The organism is Phenylobacterium sp. (genome assembly GCF_024508875.1).
In the GTDB taxonomy this organism is placed as follows: Bacteria; Pseudomonadota; Alphaproteobacteria; order Caulobacterales; family Caulobacteraceae; genus Phenylobacterium.
Map to the genome: position 1 here is coordinate 1 of NZ_JANINU010000008.1, position 14,084 is coordinate 14,084.

Annotated in this window: 14 protein-coding genes and 1 pseudogene; 6 read left to right on the forward strand and 9 right to left on the reverse strand. The window is 71.3% G+C overall.

The features are described from left to right. Window positions 1-266: 266 nt before the first annotated feature. From Q0L11_RS01360 to ligA, 5 genes and pseudogenes are all read left to right on the forward strand, one after another. Window positions 267-878 (forward strand): MSMEG_1061 family FMN-dependent PPOX-type flavoprotein, encoded by a 612-nt coding sequence (locus Q0L11_RS01360; RefSeq protein ID WP_296595048.1) that lies wholly within the window; start codon window positions 267-269, stop codon window positions 876-878. 146 nt (window positions 879-1,024) lie between these two features. Next, a pseudogene (locus Q0L11_RS01365) lies at window positions 1,025-1,825 on the forward strand (outer membrane protein assembly factor BamD); the annotation flags it as partial. A 280-nt stretch (window positions 1,826-2,105) separates the two neighbouring features. Then, complete coding sequence (recN, locus tag Q0L11_RS01370) at window positions 2,106-3,803, forward strand: DNA repair protein RecN (RefSeq protein ID WP_296595049.1); 1,698 nt, start codon at window positions 2,106-2,108, stop codon at window positions 3,801-3,803. A 7-nt stretch (window positions 3,804-3,810) separates the two neighbouring features. Then, entirely contained in the window at window positions 3,811-4,278 is a 468-nt protein-coding gene (locus Q0L11_RS01375; RefSeq protein WP_296595050.1) for a hypothetical protein, read from the forward strand. 9 nt (window positions 4,279-4,287) lie between these two features. After that, a complete protein-coding gene (ligA, locus tag Q0L11_RS01380) occupies window positions 4,288-6,627 on the forward strand; it encodes an NAD-dependent DNA ligase LigA (RefSeq protein ID WP_296595051.1) in 2,340 nt (779 codons plus the stop codon). Between the two features lie 12 nt (window positions 6,628-6,639). Here ligA and Q0L11_RS01385 read toward each other — a convergent pair whose 3' ends face one another. The 3 genes from Q0L11_RS01385 to Q0L11_RS01395 are packed head-to-tail and all read right to left on the reverse strand — an operon-like array spanning window position 6,640 to window position 9,769. Further along, window positions 6,640-7,122 carry a nuclear transport factor 2 family protein gene (locus Q0L11_RS01385; RefSeq protein ID WP_296595052.1) on the reverse strand — a complete coding sequence of 161 codons (483 nt, stop codon included), beginning with the start codon at window positions 7,120-7,122 and terminating at the stop codon, window positions 6,640-6,642. Window positions 7,123-7,130: 8 nt separating this feature from the next. Beyond that, entirely contained in the window at window positions 7,131-7,955 is an 825-nt protein-coding gene (locus Q0L11_RS01390) for a class I SAM-dependent methyltransferase (RefSeq protein ID WP_296595053.1), read from the reverse strand. Then, window positions 7,955-9,769: an aminopeptidase P family protein gene (locus Q0L11_RS01395; protein WP_296595054.1), complete on the reverse strand. Its 1,815-nt coding sequence runs from the start codon at window positions 9,767-9,769 to the stop codon at window positions 7,955-7,957. Before Q0L11_RS01395 ends, Q0L11_RS01390 begins: the two co-directional genes overlap by 1 nt. A gap of 105 nt (window positions 9,770-9,874) precedes the next feature. Here Q0L11_RS01395 and Q0L11_RS01400 point away from each other — a divergent pair, with 105 nt between their 5' ends. Further along, the gene (locus Q0L11_RS01400) at window positions 9,875-10,222 is read left to right on the forward strand and encodes a GIY-YIG nuclease family protein (protein ID WP_296595055.1); all 348 of its coding nucleotides are present in this window, start codon (window positions 9,875-9,877) and stop codon (window positions 10,220-10,222) included. Here the strand turns inward: Q0L11_RS01400 and Q0L11_RS01405 are convergent. The 6 genes from Q0L11_RS01405 to Q0L11_RS01430 form a co-directional block, all read right to left on the reverse strand. Further along, entirely contained in the window at window positions 10,219-10,614 is a 396-nt protein-coding gene (locus tag Q0L11_RS01405; RefSeq protein ID WP_296595056.1) for a hypothetical protein, read from the reverse strand. The genes Q0L11_RS01400 and Q0L11_RS01405 overlap by 4 nt on opposite strands. 77 nt (window positions 10,615-10,691) lie before the next feature. Next, window positions 10,692-11,558, reverse strand: a complete 867-nt coding sequence (locus Q0L11_RS01410; protein WP_296595057.1) for a 50S ribosomal protein L11 methyltransferase — start codon at window positions 11,556-11,558, stop codon at window positions 10,692-10,694. Between the two features lie 49 nt (window positions 11,559-11,607). Next, a complete protein-coding gene (locus Q0L11_RS01415) occupies window positions 11,608-12,096 on the reverse strand; it encodes a hypothetical protein (protein ID WP_296595058.1) in 489 nt (162 codons plus the stop codon). 39 nt (window positions 12,097-12,135) lie between these two features. Then, on the reverse strand, window positions 12,136-13,104 hold the full coding sequence (locus Q0L11_RS01420) for a magnesium and cobalt transport protein CorA (protein ID WP_296595059.1): 969 nt from the start codon (window positions 13,102-13,104) through the stop codon (window positions 12,136-12,138). A 226-nt stretch (window positions 13,105-13,330) separates the two neighbouring features. After that, window positions 13,331-13,645, reverse strand: a complete 315-nt coding sequence (locus Q0L11_RS01425) for a GIY-YIG nuclease family protein (RefSeq protein ID WP_296595060.1) — start codon at window positions 13,643-13,645, stop codon at window positions 13,331-13,333. Window positions 13,646-13,656: 11 nt separating this feature from the next. Then, the coding region (locus Q0L11_RS01430; protein WP_296595061.1) for a DUF3553 domain-containing protein at window positions 13,657-14,084 on the reverse strand (428 nt) is incomplete at its 5' end.

Here is a 14,084-nt window from a genome sequence, read left to right on the forward strand (position 1 = left end):
CCGTGGAAACCTGGCCGGCGCCTGGAATGGATCCCCGGGTCAAGCCCGGGGATGACGAGCCAGAGAGGTGGGGGGCGGGCGGGGCGGGTGCGCGCGGCCTGGCCATCGGCGCTTCTGGATCCCCGGGACAAGCCCGGGGATGACGAGCCGGAGAGGGAGGGGTTTCCCTTCCCATGCTCATGAGAAGGGGGGGAGGGCGGGGATTTGGAACGAAGTTGTTGCGAGCGGTTCGCAGTTGGGTCCTACTGGCGGCGGGAGGCCGAGCCATGACCGATGACGACAAGGCGCAGCTCGACGTGCTGTACAAGCCGCCGCACCCGCTGACGGTCGCCAAGTGCCTCGATCATGTGGACCCGCACGGCCGCCGCTTCATCGCGCTGTCGCCGTTCGCCTGCCTGGCGACGGTGGGACCCGAGGGGCGGGTCGACGTCTCGCCGCGCGGCGGCGGGCCGGGGTTCGTCCGGGTCGCGGAGGATGGGCGGAGCCTCGTCATGCCCGACCGGCCGGGCAACAACCGCCTGGATTCCCTGCGCAACATCGCCGAGGGCTCGGGGGAGGTCGGGCTGATGTTCATGATCCCGGGTGTGGACGACATCTACCGCGTCAACGGGCCGGCGCGCCTGGTGGTCGACGACGCCCTCGCGGCCGACTTCGAGGAGTTCGGCAAGGTCCCCAAGACCCTGTTGAGGATCGAGGTGCGCGAGGCGTACCTGCACTGCCCGAAGGCGCTGATGCGCGCCGACCTCTGGGGCGACAGCCACCGGGTGGACCGCGCCAGCCTGCCGACCCTCTCGGAGATGGTCATGGACCAGTTGGGGATGGCCAAGCCGCAGGTGACCCAGGCCCAGGAGGTCGAGGGGCTGCGGCAGACGCTCTAAGTCGCCGGCTTGCGACGTCCGCTCGGTCGCGACGCGACGATCCACTTCGCGCTGGCCTCGCGCGACATGGCCGCACCGCCGTTTGCTCGCCACAAGTGGTGGTGTAGAAGCGACTCTCCGTGCGGGGGCGTGCGCGCTGTCTTGAGGTGAAGGTGTCTTCGGTTCGAAATTCCACCCGTGCGGTGCTCGTCGTCACCGCCTGCGCGCTCGCCCTCAGCGCCTGCGCCGGCAACAAGAAGAACAAGCCGCGGCTGGCCTATGAAGAGCGCCCGGTGGAGCTGCTGTACGCGACGGGCGCCGACCGGCTGGACCGCCGCCAGTGGAACCAGGCGGTCAACTACTTCCAGGAAGTGGAGCGCCAGCACCCGTATTCGGAATGGTCGCGCCGCTCGATCCTGATGCAGGCCTACGCCCACTACCAGGGCAACGACTACGCCGAGGCCATCGGCGACGCCGACCGCTTCATCCAGCTCTATCCGGGCAACCAGACGGCGGCCTACGCCCACTACATCAAGGCCATCTGCTACTTCGAGCAGATCGTCGACGTGAACCGCGACCAGGCAGCCACCGGCCAGGCGCTGGAGGCGCTGCGCGACGTGGTGCAGCGCTATCCGCGCACGGAGTACGCGGCCGACGCGCGCCTGAAGATCGACATGGTCAACGACCAGCTCGCCGGCAAGGAGATGACCATCGGCCGCTGGTACCTGCGCCAGGGCGACACCCTGGCGGCGACCAACCGGTTCAAGACCGTCGTCGACCGCTACCAGACCACCAGCCACACGCCCGAGGCGCTGTACCGGCTGGTGGAGGCCTACCTGACCCTCGGCCTGCTGGAAGAGGCCAAGCGCAACGGCGCGGTGCTGGGCTACAACTACCCGGGCGATCCCTGGTACGCCGACGCCTACAAACTGCTGACCGCGAAGGGCCTGAAGCCGGCCGTCGAGCCCAAGGCCAGCGGCGCGCGCGGCATCTTCCGCATGCCGTTCCGCCGCGACAAGGACAAGACCGTGGCCCCGCCGGGAGCGAGCGATTCCAACGTGGCCGTGGAGCAGAGCAAGGCGGCCGACCAGCGCACCCTCTTCAAGCTGCCGCTGGGCAAGAAGGAAGAGAAGCTGCCGCCGGTCGACCCGGCGCCCGAGCCGAAGTAGGCCGCATGCGCGCGACGGGCGGAACAAAAGCCGTCCGCCCCCTTCTTTCCCGCCTGATTCCATACGATCTTCCGCAGCGATGCTGATCGGCTTGCAGATCCGCGACGTGGTGCTGATCGAGGCGCTGGACCTGTCCATCGGGCCGGGCCTGACTGCGCTTACCGGCGAGACCGGGGCCGGCAAGTCGATCATCCTGGACGCCCTGGGCCTGGCCACCGGCGCGCGCGGCGACGCTGGGCTGGTGCGGCGCGGGGCCGGCCAAGCGGTGGCGACGGCCGCCTTCGCCCCGGCGCCGGACCATCCCGTCTGGGACCTCCTCGAAGACAAGGGCCTGGCCTACGCCAAGGACGAGGACCTCGTCCTGCGACGGACGCTGAGCGCCGACGGCCGCAGCCGCGCCTTCGTCAACGACCAGGCCACCGGCGTCGGCGTGCTGAAGGAGCTGGGCGAGGCTCTGCTGGAGGTGCACGGCCAGCACGAGACCGTGGGCCTGCTGGACGCGCGCACCCACCGCCCGCTGCTGGACGCCTATGGGGCCCTGGACGGGCAGGGGGCCGCGGTGGGCGCCGCCTGGAAGACCTGGCGCGAGGCGCGCGAGCGGGTGGACCAGCTCCGCGCCGAGGTGGCGCGCTCGGCGGCCGAGACCGAGGAGCTGACGTTCCGGCTGTCGGAGCTGGACCGGCTGGACCCGCGCGAGGGCGAGGAGACCGAGCTGGCCGAGCAGCGCGCCGTGCTGGGCGCCGCCGAGAAGGCGCTGGCCGACATCGCCGCGGCGCGCGAGACGTTCGACGGGCTGGGCGGCAAAGTGGCCTCGGCGATCCGGGCGCTGGAGCGGGCGCGCGAGCGGGCGGTGAGCGCCGGCGCGGCAGAGGACGGGGCGGCGGTGTCGCGGCTGGCGGCGGCGTCCGAGGCGCTGGACCGGGTGCTGGTGGAGGCCGGCGAGGCCGAGGCGGCGATCGACGGCGCCGCATCCGCCTTCGACTTCGAGCCAGATCGCCTGGAGAAGACCGAGGAGCGGCTGTTCGACCTGCGGGGCCTCGCCCGCAAGCTGAACGTGGCCGTCGAGGAGCTGCCGGCGCTGCGCGTGCGGTTCGCCGAGCGGCTGCGGGCGGTGGAATCCTCCGAGGAGACGCTGAAGGCGGCCGAGGCGGCCCAGGCCGCGGCCCGCGCCGCCTACCTGGAGGCGGCGACCGCGCTGAGCGCCGCGCGCCGCGCCGCCGGCGAGCGGCTGGCCGAGGCGGTGATGGCCGAGCTTGCGCCGCTGAAGCTGGAGAAGGCGCGGTTCCGGGTGGCGGTCGAGCCGCTGGACGAGGATCGCGCAGGGCCGGCCGGCGCCGACCGGGTCGCCTTCGAGATCGCCACCAACCCCGGCGCGCCGTTCGGCGACCTGGGGGCCATCGCCTCGGGCGGCGAGCTGGCGCGGTTCGCGCTGGCGCTGAAGGCGGCGCTGGCGGGCCGGGCGGCCGGCGCCCAGCCGCTGATGATCTTCGACGAGGTGGACCAGGGCGTGGGCGGCGCGGTCGCCGATGCGGTGGGCCTGCGCCTGAAGCGCCTGGCCCAGGCGGCGCAGGTGCTGGTGGTGACGCACAGCCCGCAGGTGGCGGCTCGCGCCGAGGCCCACTGGCGCATCGCCAAGGCCGGCGACGCCGAGCGCATCCGCACGGCGGTGGAGATCCTGTCGCCGGCCGACCGCGAGGAGGAGATCGCCCGGATGCTCGCCGGGGCCCAGATCACCGACGCGGCGCGCGCGGCGGCGCGGGCGCTGATGGACGCCTGAGGCCGTCGTGCAGGAAGGCGAGATCGTCCTGGCGCGGTTGAACGCGGCGTTCTCGGGCCAGCGGCACGACCTGGCGATCGGCCGCAACGTCTCGCCGGACCGCACGGAATGGATCGAAGGGCTGCTCGCCAAGGGCATGGACCGGCTGGACGGCCATGACATCGACCTACTCGTGTTCCGGGCCATCAGCACCGTGGGCGGCGTGGCGACATTCAAGTTCGCCCTGGCGCGCTTCCTGAGCGTGATGATCCAAGCGCCCGCCTACAGCTCCATGACGACGAGCGACGCGCATATGATCCTGCCCAAGCTTGAGCATGCCGCGTTCGAGACCTGGCCGAAGGAAGAGCGCCGCGCGATCCTGGAGGCGCTGGAGCTCTGGGCCGACCGTCGGATCATCGAGGCGACCTCCGAAGGCTACGATCCCGAGGCGAAGGCCATGCTGGAGTGGGTCGAGGCGCGTCGCCACTTGATCTAGGGTCGCAGCATGGATTCCCGGACCCCCGTCGCCGATCTGACCGAAGCGCAGGCCGTGGAGGCGCTGACCTGGCTCGCGGACGAGCTGGCGCAGCACGACATCGCCTACTATCGCAACGACGCGCCGACGATCTCGGATGCCGAATACGACGCGCTGAAGCGCCGGAACGACGAGATCGAGGCGCGCTTCCCGCACCTGGTGCGGGAGAATTCGCCGTCGCTGAAGGTGGGGGCGGCGCGCTCGGACAAGTTCAAGGCGATCGAGCACGGCGTGCCGATGCTCAGCCTCGACAACGCCTTCGCCGACGAGGAGGCGGTGGAGTTCGACGCGCGGATCCGCCGGTTCCTGCGCCTCGGCGCCGGCGAGACCGTGGGCTACACGGCCGAGCCGAAGATCGACGGGCTGTCCTGCTCGATCCTCTACCGCGGCGGCGAGCTGGTGCGGGCGGCGACGCGCGGCGACGGTCGGGTGGGCGAGGACGTGACGGCCAACGTGCGGACGATCCGGGAGATTCCGCATCGGCTGGCGGGCGCGGGCTGGCCGGACGAGATCGAGGTGCGCGGCGAAATCTATCTCGGCCACGAGGAGTTCGCCGCGCTGAACGCCTCGGCCGAGGCGGCGGGGCAGAAGACCTACGCCAACCCCCGGAACGCGGCCGCCGGTTCGCTGCGCCAAATCGATGCTGCGATCACGGCGGCGCGGCCCCTGCGCTTCTTCGCCTATGCCTGGGGCGCGCATTCCGCCCCGTTCGCGCAGACCCAGTGGGAGGCGCTGCAGACGCTGAAGGCGTGGGGCTTCCAGATCACGGCCGACAGCCAGCGGGTGGAGAACGCCGCGGGCCTGCTGGCCGCCTATGCGCACATGGAAGCCCGGCGGCCGAAGCTGGCCTTCGACATCGACGGGGTGGTCTATAAGGTCGACCGGCTGGACTGGCAGCAGCGGCTGGGGTTCGTCAGCCGCGCGCCGCGGTGGGGGATCGCGCGCAAGTTCCCGGCCGAGCAGGCGCGGACGGTGCTGGAGGCCATCGACATCCAGGTGGGCCGGACCGGCGCGGTGACGCCGGTGGCGCGGCTGCGGCCGGTGACGGTGGGCGGGGTGGTGGTCACCAACGCCACGCTGCACAACGCCGACGAGATCGCGCGCAAGGACGTGCGGGTCGGCGACACGGTGGTGCTGCAGCGCGCCGGCGACGTGATCCCGCAGATCGTGTCGGTAGTGATGGACGAGCGGCCGGCGGACGCGCCGCCGTTCGCATTCCCGACGCACTGCCCGTGTCCGCTGCACACCGAGCTGGTGCGCGAGACGACCGCGTCGGGGGCCGAGACGGTGGTGCGGCGGTGCTCGGGCGAGTTCGCCTGTCCGTTCCAGAAGCTGGCGCACCTGCGGCACTTCGTGTCGCGGCGGGCCTTCGACATCGAGGGGCTGGGCGAGAAGCAACTGACGCTGTTCACGGAGCGCGGCTGGCTGAATTCGCCGGCGGACATCTTCCGGCTGCACGCGCGGCGCGACGAGCTGCTGGAGACCGAGCGGTTCGGCGAGACCAGCGTGGGCAACCTGCTGGCCAGCATCGAGTCGCGACGCGAGACGACCGGGCTGGACCGGTTCATCTACGCCCTCGGCATCCGGCACGTGGGGGAGACGACATCGCTGGCGCTGGCGCGGCATTTCGAGACCGTGGAGGCGTTCGTCGGCACCGCGACCGCTGCGGCCGCGCAGATGGCGGGGCCGGTCTATGCCGAGCTGTCGGACCTGGACGGGCTGGGGCCGACCGCGGTGGCGGCCGTGCTGGACTTCGCGCGGGCGGGGCAGGGCGTGCTGGCGCCGCCGGGCCTGTCGCTGGACAGCCACCTGAAGCTGGCGATCCCGAAGCTGAACGCCAAGGCGCGGGCGGCGCTGGAGGCCCGGTTCGGCGACTGGGCCCCGTTCGAGGCGGCGGCGCGGCAGGCGGCGGCGGAGACCCCTGGAGAGGCGTTCCTGGAGGTGGCGGCGGTGGACGCCGTGGGCGTGGTGGCCGCGCGGATGATCGCCGAGTTCTTCGGGGAGGACCACAACCGGACGCTGGTCAGCGACCTGCTGTCCGAACTGAAGGTCGTGCCGGCCGAGCGGCCGAAGACCGACACCGCCGTGGCGGGCAAGACGATCGTCTTCACGGGCGCGCTGGAGAAGATGACCCGCGACGAAGCCAAGGCGCAGGCCGAGGGGCTGGGGGCGAAGGTCTCGGGCTCGGTGTCGAAGAAGACCGACCTCGTGGTGGCCGGCCCCGGCGCCGGCTCGAAGCTGAAGACCGCCACCGAGCTGGGCATACAGGTGATGACCGAGGACGAGTGGCTGGCCCTGGTGGCGCGCTGAGCAGGCGGCGGCTCAGGGGGCCTTGGCGGCCTTGAGCTCGGGGCAGGCGTCGGCTTCGGCGGTCCAGGTGGCGGCGGCGATCTTCCACCGACCCTCGACCTTGGCGAGGTCGAAGACGTCGATGCCGCAGTGGGTGGTCTTACCGTCCAGCTTGAACTCGTAGGGCGCGGTGACGGTGGCGAGGAGGCCCGCGCGGACGACCACGCGCGGCGACCACATGGCCTCGTGCAGGCCCGGGCGCAGGTTCTTGATGAAGTCCTCGACCGGGATGCGGCTGACCTTCGTGGCACCGCCGTCGGCGGGGCGGATGGCGGTGTAGACGCTGCCGGGCAGGGTGACGGCGGCCAGCGCCGCGCGGTCCTGGGCGGCCATGGCGTCGAAGAACGCCTGCACCGCTGCGACGGCGGCGGTCTCGTCGGGCGTGGCGGCCGCTGCGGGCGCCGCGAGCGCCACGGGGGCCAGGATGGCGGCGAGGGTGGTGGCGATCCGGCGCATTGGGCTCCTCAGGCCGTGGCGGTGACGATCCAGGTGGCCGAGCCCAGCTTCACGCCGTCGGGCGTGACGTGCGGGGCGAGGGCGGCGCGGACGGCGGCGATGACGGCGTCGCGCTTGTCGGGGTTCTCGCGCAGCAGGCCGCCCAGCGGGCCGACGCGCAGGGCCAGGCCCAGGGTGGTCTCCAGGTCGCCCGGGCCGATCGCCTCGTCGTGCGGCGTCAGCGTCACGCCCGAGAAGCCGGCGTCGGCCAGGATGGCGTTCACCCGCGCGGGATCGGCGAAGGCGAAGGGGCCCGGTGCGCCCGGCTCCGGCGGCGGGGGCGGCGCGTCGATGTGGGGAAGGGCAGCCTGCATCGGCAGGCTCATGATCGGGTTCTCGGCCGGTGTGCGCCAGCAGACGAACGCCAGCTTCGCGCCCGGCTTCATCGCCCGGCGAATATTGGCGAAGGCGGCCGGCGGGTCGGCGAAGAACATCACGCCGAAACGCGAGAAGACGGCGTCGAAGCTGGCCGGCTCGAAGGCGAAGGTCTGGGCGTCGGCGTTCAGGAAGGCGACGCCCGAGAGACCCTCGGCGCGGCGGCGGGCGACGCCCAGCAGCGTCCCGGAGATGTCGGCGCCGACCGCCTCGGCGCCGGTGGACGAAAGGGCCAGGGTGCTCGCGCCGGCGCCGCAGCCGATGTCGAGCACCCGCTTGCCGGCCCGCAGGTCGAGCTCGGCCATGGCTCTGCGGCCCAGGGGCTCAAGCTGGCGGTCGAGCGGTTCCTGGAGTTCGGCCCAGGTCGGGCCGGCGCTGTCGTTCCAGTAGGTCGCCTGCTGGGCGTTGGGCTCGCTCATCAGATCGGCGCCGTGACCTCGTCGAGCCAGCGCCGCACCTCGGGTTCGAGCTGCGGCCCCACCACCTCGCGCACCCGGGCGTGGTAGGCGTCGAGCTGGGCGCGTTCGTCGGCGGTCAGCAGGTCGCGGTCGATGAGGCGGCGGTCGATGGGCGCCAGGGTCAGGGTCTCGAAGCCCAGCATGGACCGCTCGCCGCCAGGGATCGGCGCGGCCGGGGTGACCACCTGCAGGTTCTCGATCCGGATGCCGTAGGCGCCTTCCTTGTAGTAGCCGGGCTCGTTCGACAGGATCATGCCGGGCTTCAGGGCGACGGAGTTCGGCGCCTTGGATATGCGCTGCGGACCCTCGTGGACCCCTAGATAGCTGCCGACCCCGTGACCGGTGCCATGGTCGTAGTCCAGGCCATGCATCCAGAGGGCTGCGCGGGCGAGCACGTCGAGGGCCGAGCCGGTGGTCCCGGCCGGGAAGCGGATCGCGGCGAGGGCCAGATGGCCCTTCAGCACCAGGGTGAACCGCTGGCGCATCTCGGCCGAGGGCTCGCCGATGGCGACCGTGCGGGTCACGTCGGTGGTGCCGTCGAGGTACTGGGCGCCGGAGTCGACGAGGAACAGCGAACCCTGCTCCGAGCGCTTGTTGAGCCGCTGGGTCGGCCGGTAGTGGACGATGGCGCCGTTCGAGGCGGCGCCGGCGATGGTGTCGAAGCTGAGGTCCTTCAGCATGCCCGTGGCCTCGCGGAAGGCCTCCAACTTGCTGACGGCCTCCACTTCGTCCGGCGGGTTCGCCTGGCCCTCGGTGGCCATCCAGTGCAGGAAGCGGGTCAGGGCGGCGCCGTCGCGGGCGTGGGCGTTGCGCGTCCCCTGGATCTCGACGTCGTTCTTCTGGGCGCGGGGCAGGGCGCAGGGGTCTTCGCCGCGGATCACGGTGGCGCCGGCCTGCTGCAGGGTGTCGAAGTACCAGGCCGAGGACTGGGCAGGATCGACCACCACGCTCTGGCCTTTCAGCTCGGCGAGGGCGCCGGGCAGGTCGTCGGGGGTTTCCAGCCGGACCTGGTTGCCCAGCCACGCGGGCAGCTCCTCGCTGACCTTGGCCGGGTCGAGGAACAGGCGGGCCGTGCCGTCCTTGTTCAGGATGGCCTGGCCAAGCGGCAGGGGCGAGCGGATGACGTCGCCGCCGCGGACGTTGAACAGCCAGGCGATCGAGCTGGGGGCGGTCAGGACGGCCGCGTCGCCGCCCTTCGCGGCCACGGCCGCGCCGACGCGCGTGCGCTTGGCGCTGGAATCCTCGCCGGAGAACTCGGCCGGGTGCGGGACGACCGGTGCGGTCGGCTGCGCGGGACGGGCCTGGCCCCAGGCCTGGTCCAGCGGGTTGTCGTTGACGGCGACGAGCTCGGCGCCGGTCTTCGCCGCGGCGGCCTTGAGGTGGCCCAGCGCGTCGGGACTGTGGAGGCGCGGGTCGTAGCCGATCTTCTGGCCCCGCGCCGTGGCGGTTTCGAGGTAGGCGGGCACACCGCCGTCGACGAGGTCGCGGATCTCGAACAGCTTGCCGTCCACCTGGTCGCGAACCTGGAGGGTGTAACGCCCGTCCACGAAGACCGCGGCCTTGTCCTTGAGGATCACGGCGGCGCCGGCCGAGCCGGTGAAGCCGGTGGCCCAGGCGAGGCGGTCGTTGGCGGCGGGCAGGTACTCGTTCTGGTGCTCGTCCTCGTGCGGCACGAGGAAGCCGTCCAGGCCCTGTTTCGCCATCGCCTGGCGGATGAGGGGGACGTGCTTGGGGCCGAACGAAGGATCGGTGCTTTCGTCGAAAGTCTGGCGCATGGCCGGCATGTAAGCCGTTCGCCGGGCCGGGGCAAAGGGGCCGCGGGCCTGCGTATTTAATCCGGGTAAAATTGACGATGGACGCGGGGTCGTCTATGGGGCACCATGGACAAGCAGAGCCGGCGCGAGGCGATCCGCGACTACAAGGAAAAGAAGACCCAGGCCGGGGTCTATGCCGTGCGCTGCCCCGCGACCGGCGAGGCGTGGGTGGCCGGCGCGAGCAACGTCGAGAGCCAGAAGACCCGCCACTGGTTCAGCCTGCGCATGGGCGGCCACATGAACAAGGCCATGCAGGCCGCCTGGAACGCCCATGGCGGCGAGGCGGGACTGGCGTTCGAGGTGCTGGAAAACATCGAGGCCGAGGAGCTGACGCGCCTCGGCCTCACGGACCTGATCAAGGAGCGCGAGCGCCACTGGCTGGCGGCGCTCGGCGCGAAGAAGGCGGTCGGTTAGCGTTCGGGTTCGGTGGTGACGGCGTCCGAAGCCGCCTTCTGCGCGTCGTCGATCACCTCGTCGGTGCGAGCGGCGGCGGCGGTGGCGGCGCTCTCGGTGGCCGAGGCGGCGTTCTGGGCCGCCTGCTGCGCGGACTGGGCGGCGGTGGAGGCGGCCTGCTGGGCGTTCTGGGTGGCGGTGGCGAGGTTCGCCTCGGCGGCGCCCTGCTCGCGGGCGGCCTGCAGATCGTCTCGCGACGGGCCCGACTGGCTGACGAAGAAGAAGACCGCGATCAGCGCGATCACGGCGGCGAGGGCCGCGACCCACCAGCCGGCGGCGCTCCCGCGTTCGCGGATCACCACCCGTTCCGGTTCACGCGTGACGGTCGTGCGTTCGTAGTGTTGCTCGGACATGTTCGCGTCCTTCCGTTCAAGGCCCCGCTTGGGCGTCGGGCGGAAGAACGTGGCCGTGGAGCGCCGGGTTCCCGCGATCAGGCGCGGCGCAGGACCAGCGTGGCCCAGGCGTCACGGTGCAGGCGGCGCACCAGCCGGAAGCCCTTGGAGGTGTAGGCGGCCAGCACGCGGCGCTCCTGGGTGCGGAGCAGGCCGGAGAGGATGGCGATACCGCCCGGCTTCAGCGCCAGCTTGATGTCGTGCGACAGCGCCACCAGCGGCGGCGCCAGGATGTTGGCGAAAACAAGATCGTAAGGGCCTTCGGCGCGCACCTTCTGATCGTTAAGTCCCGAGGCGTGGACGAAGCGGGCGTCGCACTGGTTCAGGGCGGCGTTCTCGTTCGCGATGCGCACGGAAGGGCCGTCGATGTCGGTGCCGACGGCGATCCGCGAGCCGGTCCGCGCCGCGGCGATCGCCAGCACGCCTGTGCCGCAGCCGACGTCGAGCACGCGCTCGAACCGCTGGGCCTTCAGCAGGTCGTGGAAGGCCTGCAGGCAGCCGACCGTCGTCCCGTGGTGGCCGGTGCCGAACGCCGCGCCCGCCTCGATGCGCAGGTTGACCGTGCTGGCCGGAGCCAGGCCCTTGTCGTGGGCGCCGTAGACGAAGAAGCGGCCGGCGCGCACGGGCGGCAGGCCCGACAGCGCCATGGCCAGCCAGTCGGCGTCGGCCAGCTTCTCGACGACGGTGCGCAGGGCGGCGTAGCCCTTCAGCACCTCGACGACCGCCTCCTGCTCATCGGCTTCGTTGGGGAAGGCGTCGATGCGCCAGACGTCGCGATCCTCGTCCTCCTCCAGGATCGAGAAGGTGACGGACTCGGTCGCCGGGTGCGCCTCGAGCGCCGCGGCGGCGGCCTCGGCTTCGGCGCGGGGCCCGCGGGCGATGATCTGGACGGCCTCTTCGCTCATGGGCGCGAGGCTCTAACGGCTGCGCCGCCGAAAGGCGAGGGGGATCGGGCTAGAGCGGCGCTTCGTCCTGGTCGGACGGCGGCGGGGGCGGCGCGGGCAGGTCGGCCTCGTAGACGACATTGCCGGCTTGCGAGGGATAGCGGGCCGGCTCGCGCGGTTCCTCACGCCATTGGGCGGGCTGGACCTGCGCCGGGGCCTCGTAGGCCATGACGTCGCCGGTGTCCGCGACGTCCCCGGTCTCGGCGGTCTGGTGCTCGGCGCGCTCGTCGTAGGCAAGCACCTGATAGCGCGGCGGGCGCAGGGAATCGGTTCCGACCACGTAATCGGGGACGCGGCCCGCGTAGCTGGTCCAGCTCGCGTCTGCCGTCTCGACATGGCTCCGAGGGCCGCCGCCGCTCAGCAGCATCTGCGGGCCGCGGACGTCGTCGGCGTGCAGGTTCGGATAGAAGGCCGCGCCCATCAGCAGGCCGCTGGCCGCGGCGACCGAGACCCCGAAGAAGAGGGTCTTGAGGTCTTCGTTCCGGATCAGGTTCCGCATGCCGCTGATACGTCCGGCGCGGCGAAAGGTTGCCTTTTGTTAGAGCCAGCGCGCGCGGCGGAACGTGGCGAACAGGGCTAGGCACGTGACGACGATGACGCCCCAGATGGCAAAGTAGCCGTATTTCCAGTGCAGCTCGGGCATGAACTCGAAGTTCATGCCGTAGAGGCCGGCGATGGCGGTGGGCACGGCGAGGATGCCGGCCCAGGCGGCCAGCCGACGGGTGATCTCGCCCTGGCGCTGCTGCTCGAACAGGTTGGACACCTCGAAGACGGACGAGAGCACGTCGCGCAGGCCTTCGGCCGAGCTCGCCACCCGGCGCACGTGGTCGCCGACGTCGCGGAAGTAGGGCCGCACATGGGCGTCCATGAAGGGCAGGTTCAGGTGCTCCAGCCGGGCGCAGACCTCCTCCATCGGTCCCAGCATGCGCCGGAAGCGCATCAGCTCCTGGCGCAGGTTGAACAGGTGGGTCACGTCCTCGCGGCTCAGGAAGGCGTCGAGGGCGCGGCGCTCGACGGCCAGGACCTCCTCCTCGATGTCCTCGACGATGGGCTGGTAGCTGTCGACGATGAAATCGAGCAGGGCGTAGAGCACATAGGCGATGCCGTGCCGCAGCAGGGTGGGGGCGTCCTCCAGGTCGCGGCGCAGGGCGGTGTAGGATTTGTCCGAGCCCTTGCGGACGGTGATGATGTAGTTGCGGCAGACGAAGGCGCAGGTCTCGCCGTAGACGATGGTCTCGCCTTCCAGCCGCGCGGTGCGGGCGGCCACGAAGATCTGGTCGCCGTAGACGCTGACCTTGGGGATGGGGTGCTCGCAGAGCGCGTCCTCGACGGCGAGCGGATGGAGGTCGAAGCGGGCCTTCAGGGCGGCGAGCTCGGCGTCGTCGGGGTCGACCAGGCCGATCCAGGCGAACTGGTGCGATTGGACGGGCCGGTCGTGCGGGTCGTCCAGCCACAGCGACCGGAGCCGGTGGCCGTCCGAATAGACCCTGGCGGCGGCGATGGCCATGCGACGCTCTCCCTGGGGAGATGAGAGGCTATCGGGGGGCGTTAGGCAACGGCGTTCGGCGGCGGTTCTGGGACGGTCTCCTCAGGTTCGCGGTGAGGTCCGCCTTTAACGCTCGTCATGGCCGGGCTTGACCCGGCCATCCAACCGGCCTGGCGCAAGACCCGGTGTCGTTCGGCTGGCGCCCTGGAATGGATGGCCGGGTCAAGCCCGGCCATGACGAGTGGAATTAGTAGGAACGTGTGGGCGGTTGCAGATGGGATAGAGCGCCTTCAGCCTGGAAGAAGCTTGGGTAGAGGTCGTCCCAATCTGGGTTCGAACTCTCGATCAGCTCAATCTTCCACTGACGCTTCCACTTCTTGAGGGACTTCTCCCGCTGGATCGCGTCAACGATGCCATCGTACGTCTCGAACCAGACGAGGCGCTTCACGCCGTAGCGGCTCGTGAAGCCGGGGTAGATTTCTTCGCGGTGCTGGCTGATGCGTCCCAATAGATCGCTCGTCACGCCCACGTAGAGCGTGCCATGGCGGCCACTGGCCATCATGTAGACGGCGTTCAGCCCTGCTTCTCCACGAAGCTGTCGATGACCTTCTTTTCGCCGGCCTTGTCGAAGTTCACCGTCAGCTTGTTGCCTTCGACGCCGCGGACCGAGCCGTAGCCGAACTTGATGTGGAAGACGCGGTCGCCGCGCTTGTAGGCGCTGGCGGCCGAGCTGTCGGAGGTGGCGATCAGGCGGCCGTCGCCTTCGATCACCTGCTGACGGCCCGGATGGCTGCCGCGATACTGGTTCGCCTGGGCGCGGCGCCAGCCGGGGGAATCGTAGCCGTTGCCGAAGCTGGGGTCTGCGTCCCAGCGGCTGCCGTGCTGCTGCATGCCCGGGCCGCCGCCCGTGTAGCCGGTCTCGGAGGCGGCCTCGACGTTGGCGGGGGGCAGTTCGTCGACGAAGCGGCTGGGGAGCTGGCTGGTCCAGCGGCCGTAGACCT

Bases quoted from the DNA above. Each gene is read 5' to 3' on its own strand.
- Q0L11_RS01360 (WP_296595048.1), top strand. From the start codon at position 267: ATGACCGATGACGACAAGGCGCAGCTCGACGTGCTGTACAAGCCGCCG.
- recN (WP_296595049.1), top strand. From the start codon at position 2,106: ATGCTGATCGGCTTGCAGATCCGCGACGTGGTGCTGATCGAGGCGCTG.
- ligA (WP_296595051.1), top strand. From the start codon at position 4,288: ATGGATTCCCGGACCCCCGTCGCCGATCTGACCGAAGCGCAGGCCGTG.
- Q0L11_RS01385 (WP_296595052.1), bottom strand. From the start codon at position 7,122: ATGCGCCGGATCGCCACCACCCTCGCCGCCATCCTGGCCCCCGTGGCG.
- Q0L11_RS01390 (WP_296595053.1), bottom strand. From the start codon at position 7,955: ATGAGCGAGCCCAACGCCCAGCAGGCGACCTACTGGAACGACAGCGCC.
- Q0L11_RS01395 (WP_296595054.1), bottom strand. From the start codon at position 9,769: ATGCGCCAGACTTTCGACGAAAGCACCGATCCTTCGTTCGGCCCCAAG.
- Q0L11_RS01400 (WP_296595055.1), top strand. From the start codon at position 9,875: ATGGACAAGCAGAGCCGGCGCGAGGCGATCCGCGACTACAAGGAAAAG.
- Q0L11_RS01405 (WP_296595056.1), bottom strand. From the start codon at position 10,614: ATGTCCGAGCAACACTACGAACGCACGACCGTCACGCGTGAACCGGAA.
- Q0L11_RS01410 (WP_296595057.1), bottom strand. From the start codon at position 11,558: ATGAGCGAAGAGGCCGTCCAGATCATCGCCCGCGGGCCCCGCGCCGAA.
- Q0L11_RS01415 (WP_296595058.1), bottom strand. From the start codon at position 12,096: ATGCGGAACCTGATCCGGAACGAAGACCTCAAGACCCTCTTCTTCGGG.
- Q0L11_RS01420 (WP_296595059.1), bottom strand. From the start codon at position 13,104: ATGGCCATCGCCGCCGCCAGGGTCTATTCGGACGGCCACCGGCTCCGG.
- Q0L11_RS01425 (WP_296595060.1), bottom strand. From the start codon at position 13,645: ATGATGGCCAGTGGCCGCCATGGCACGCTCTACGTGGGCGTGACGAGC.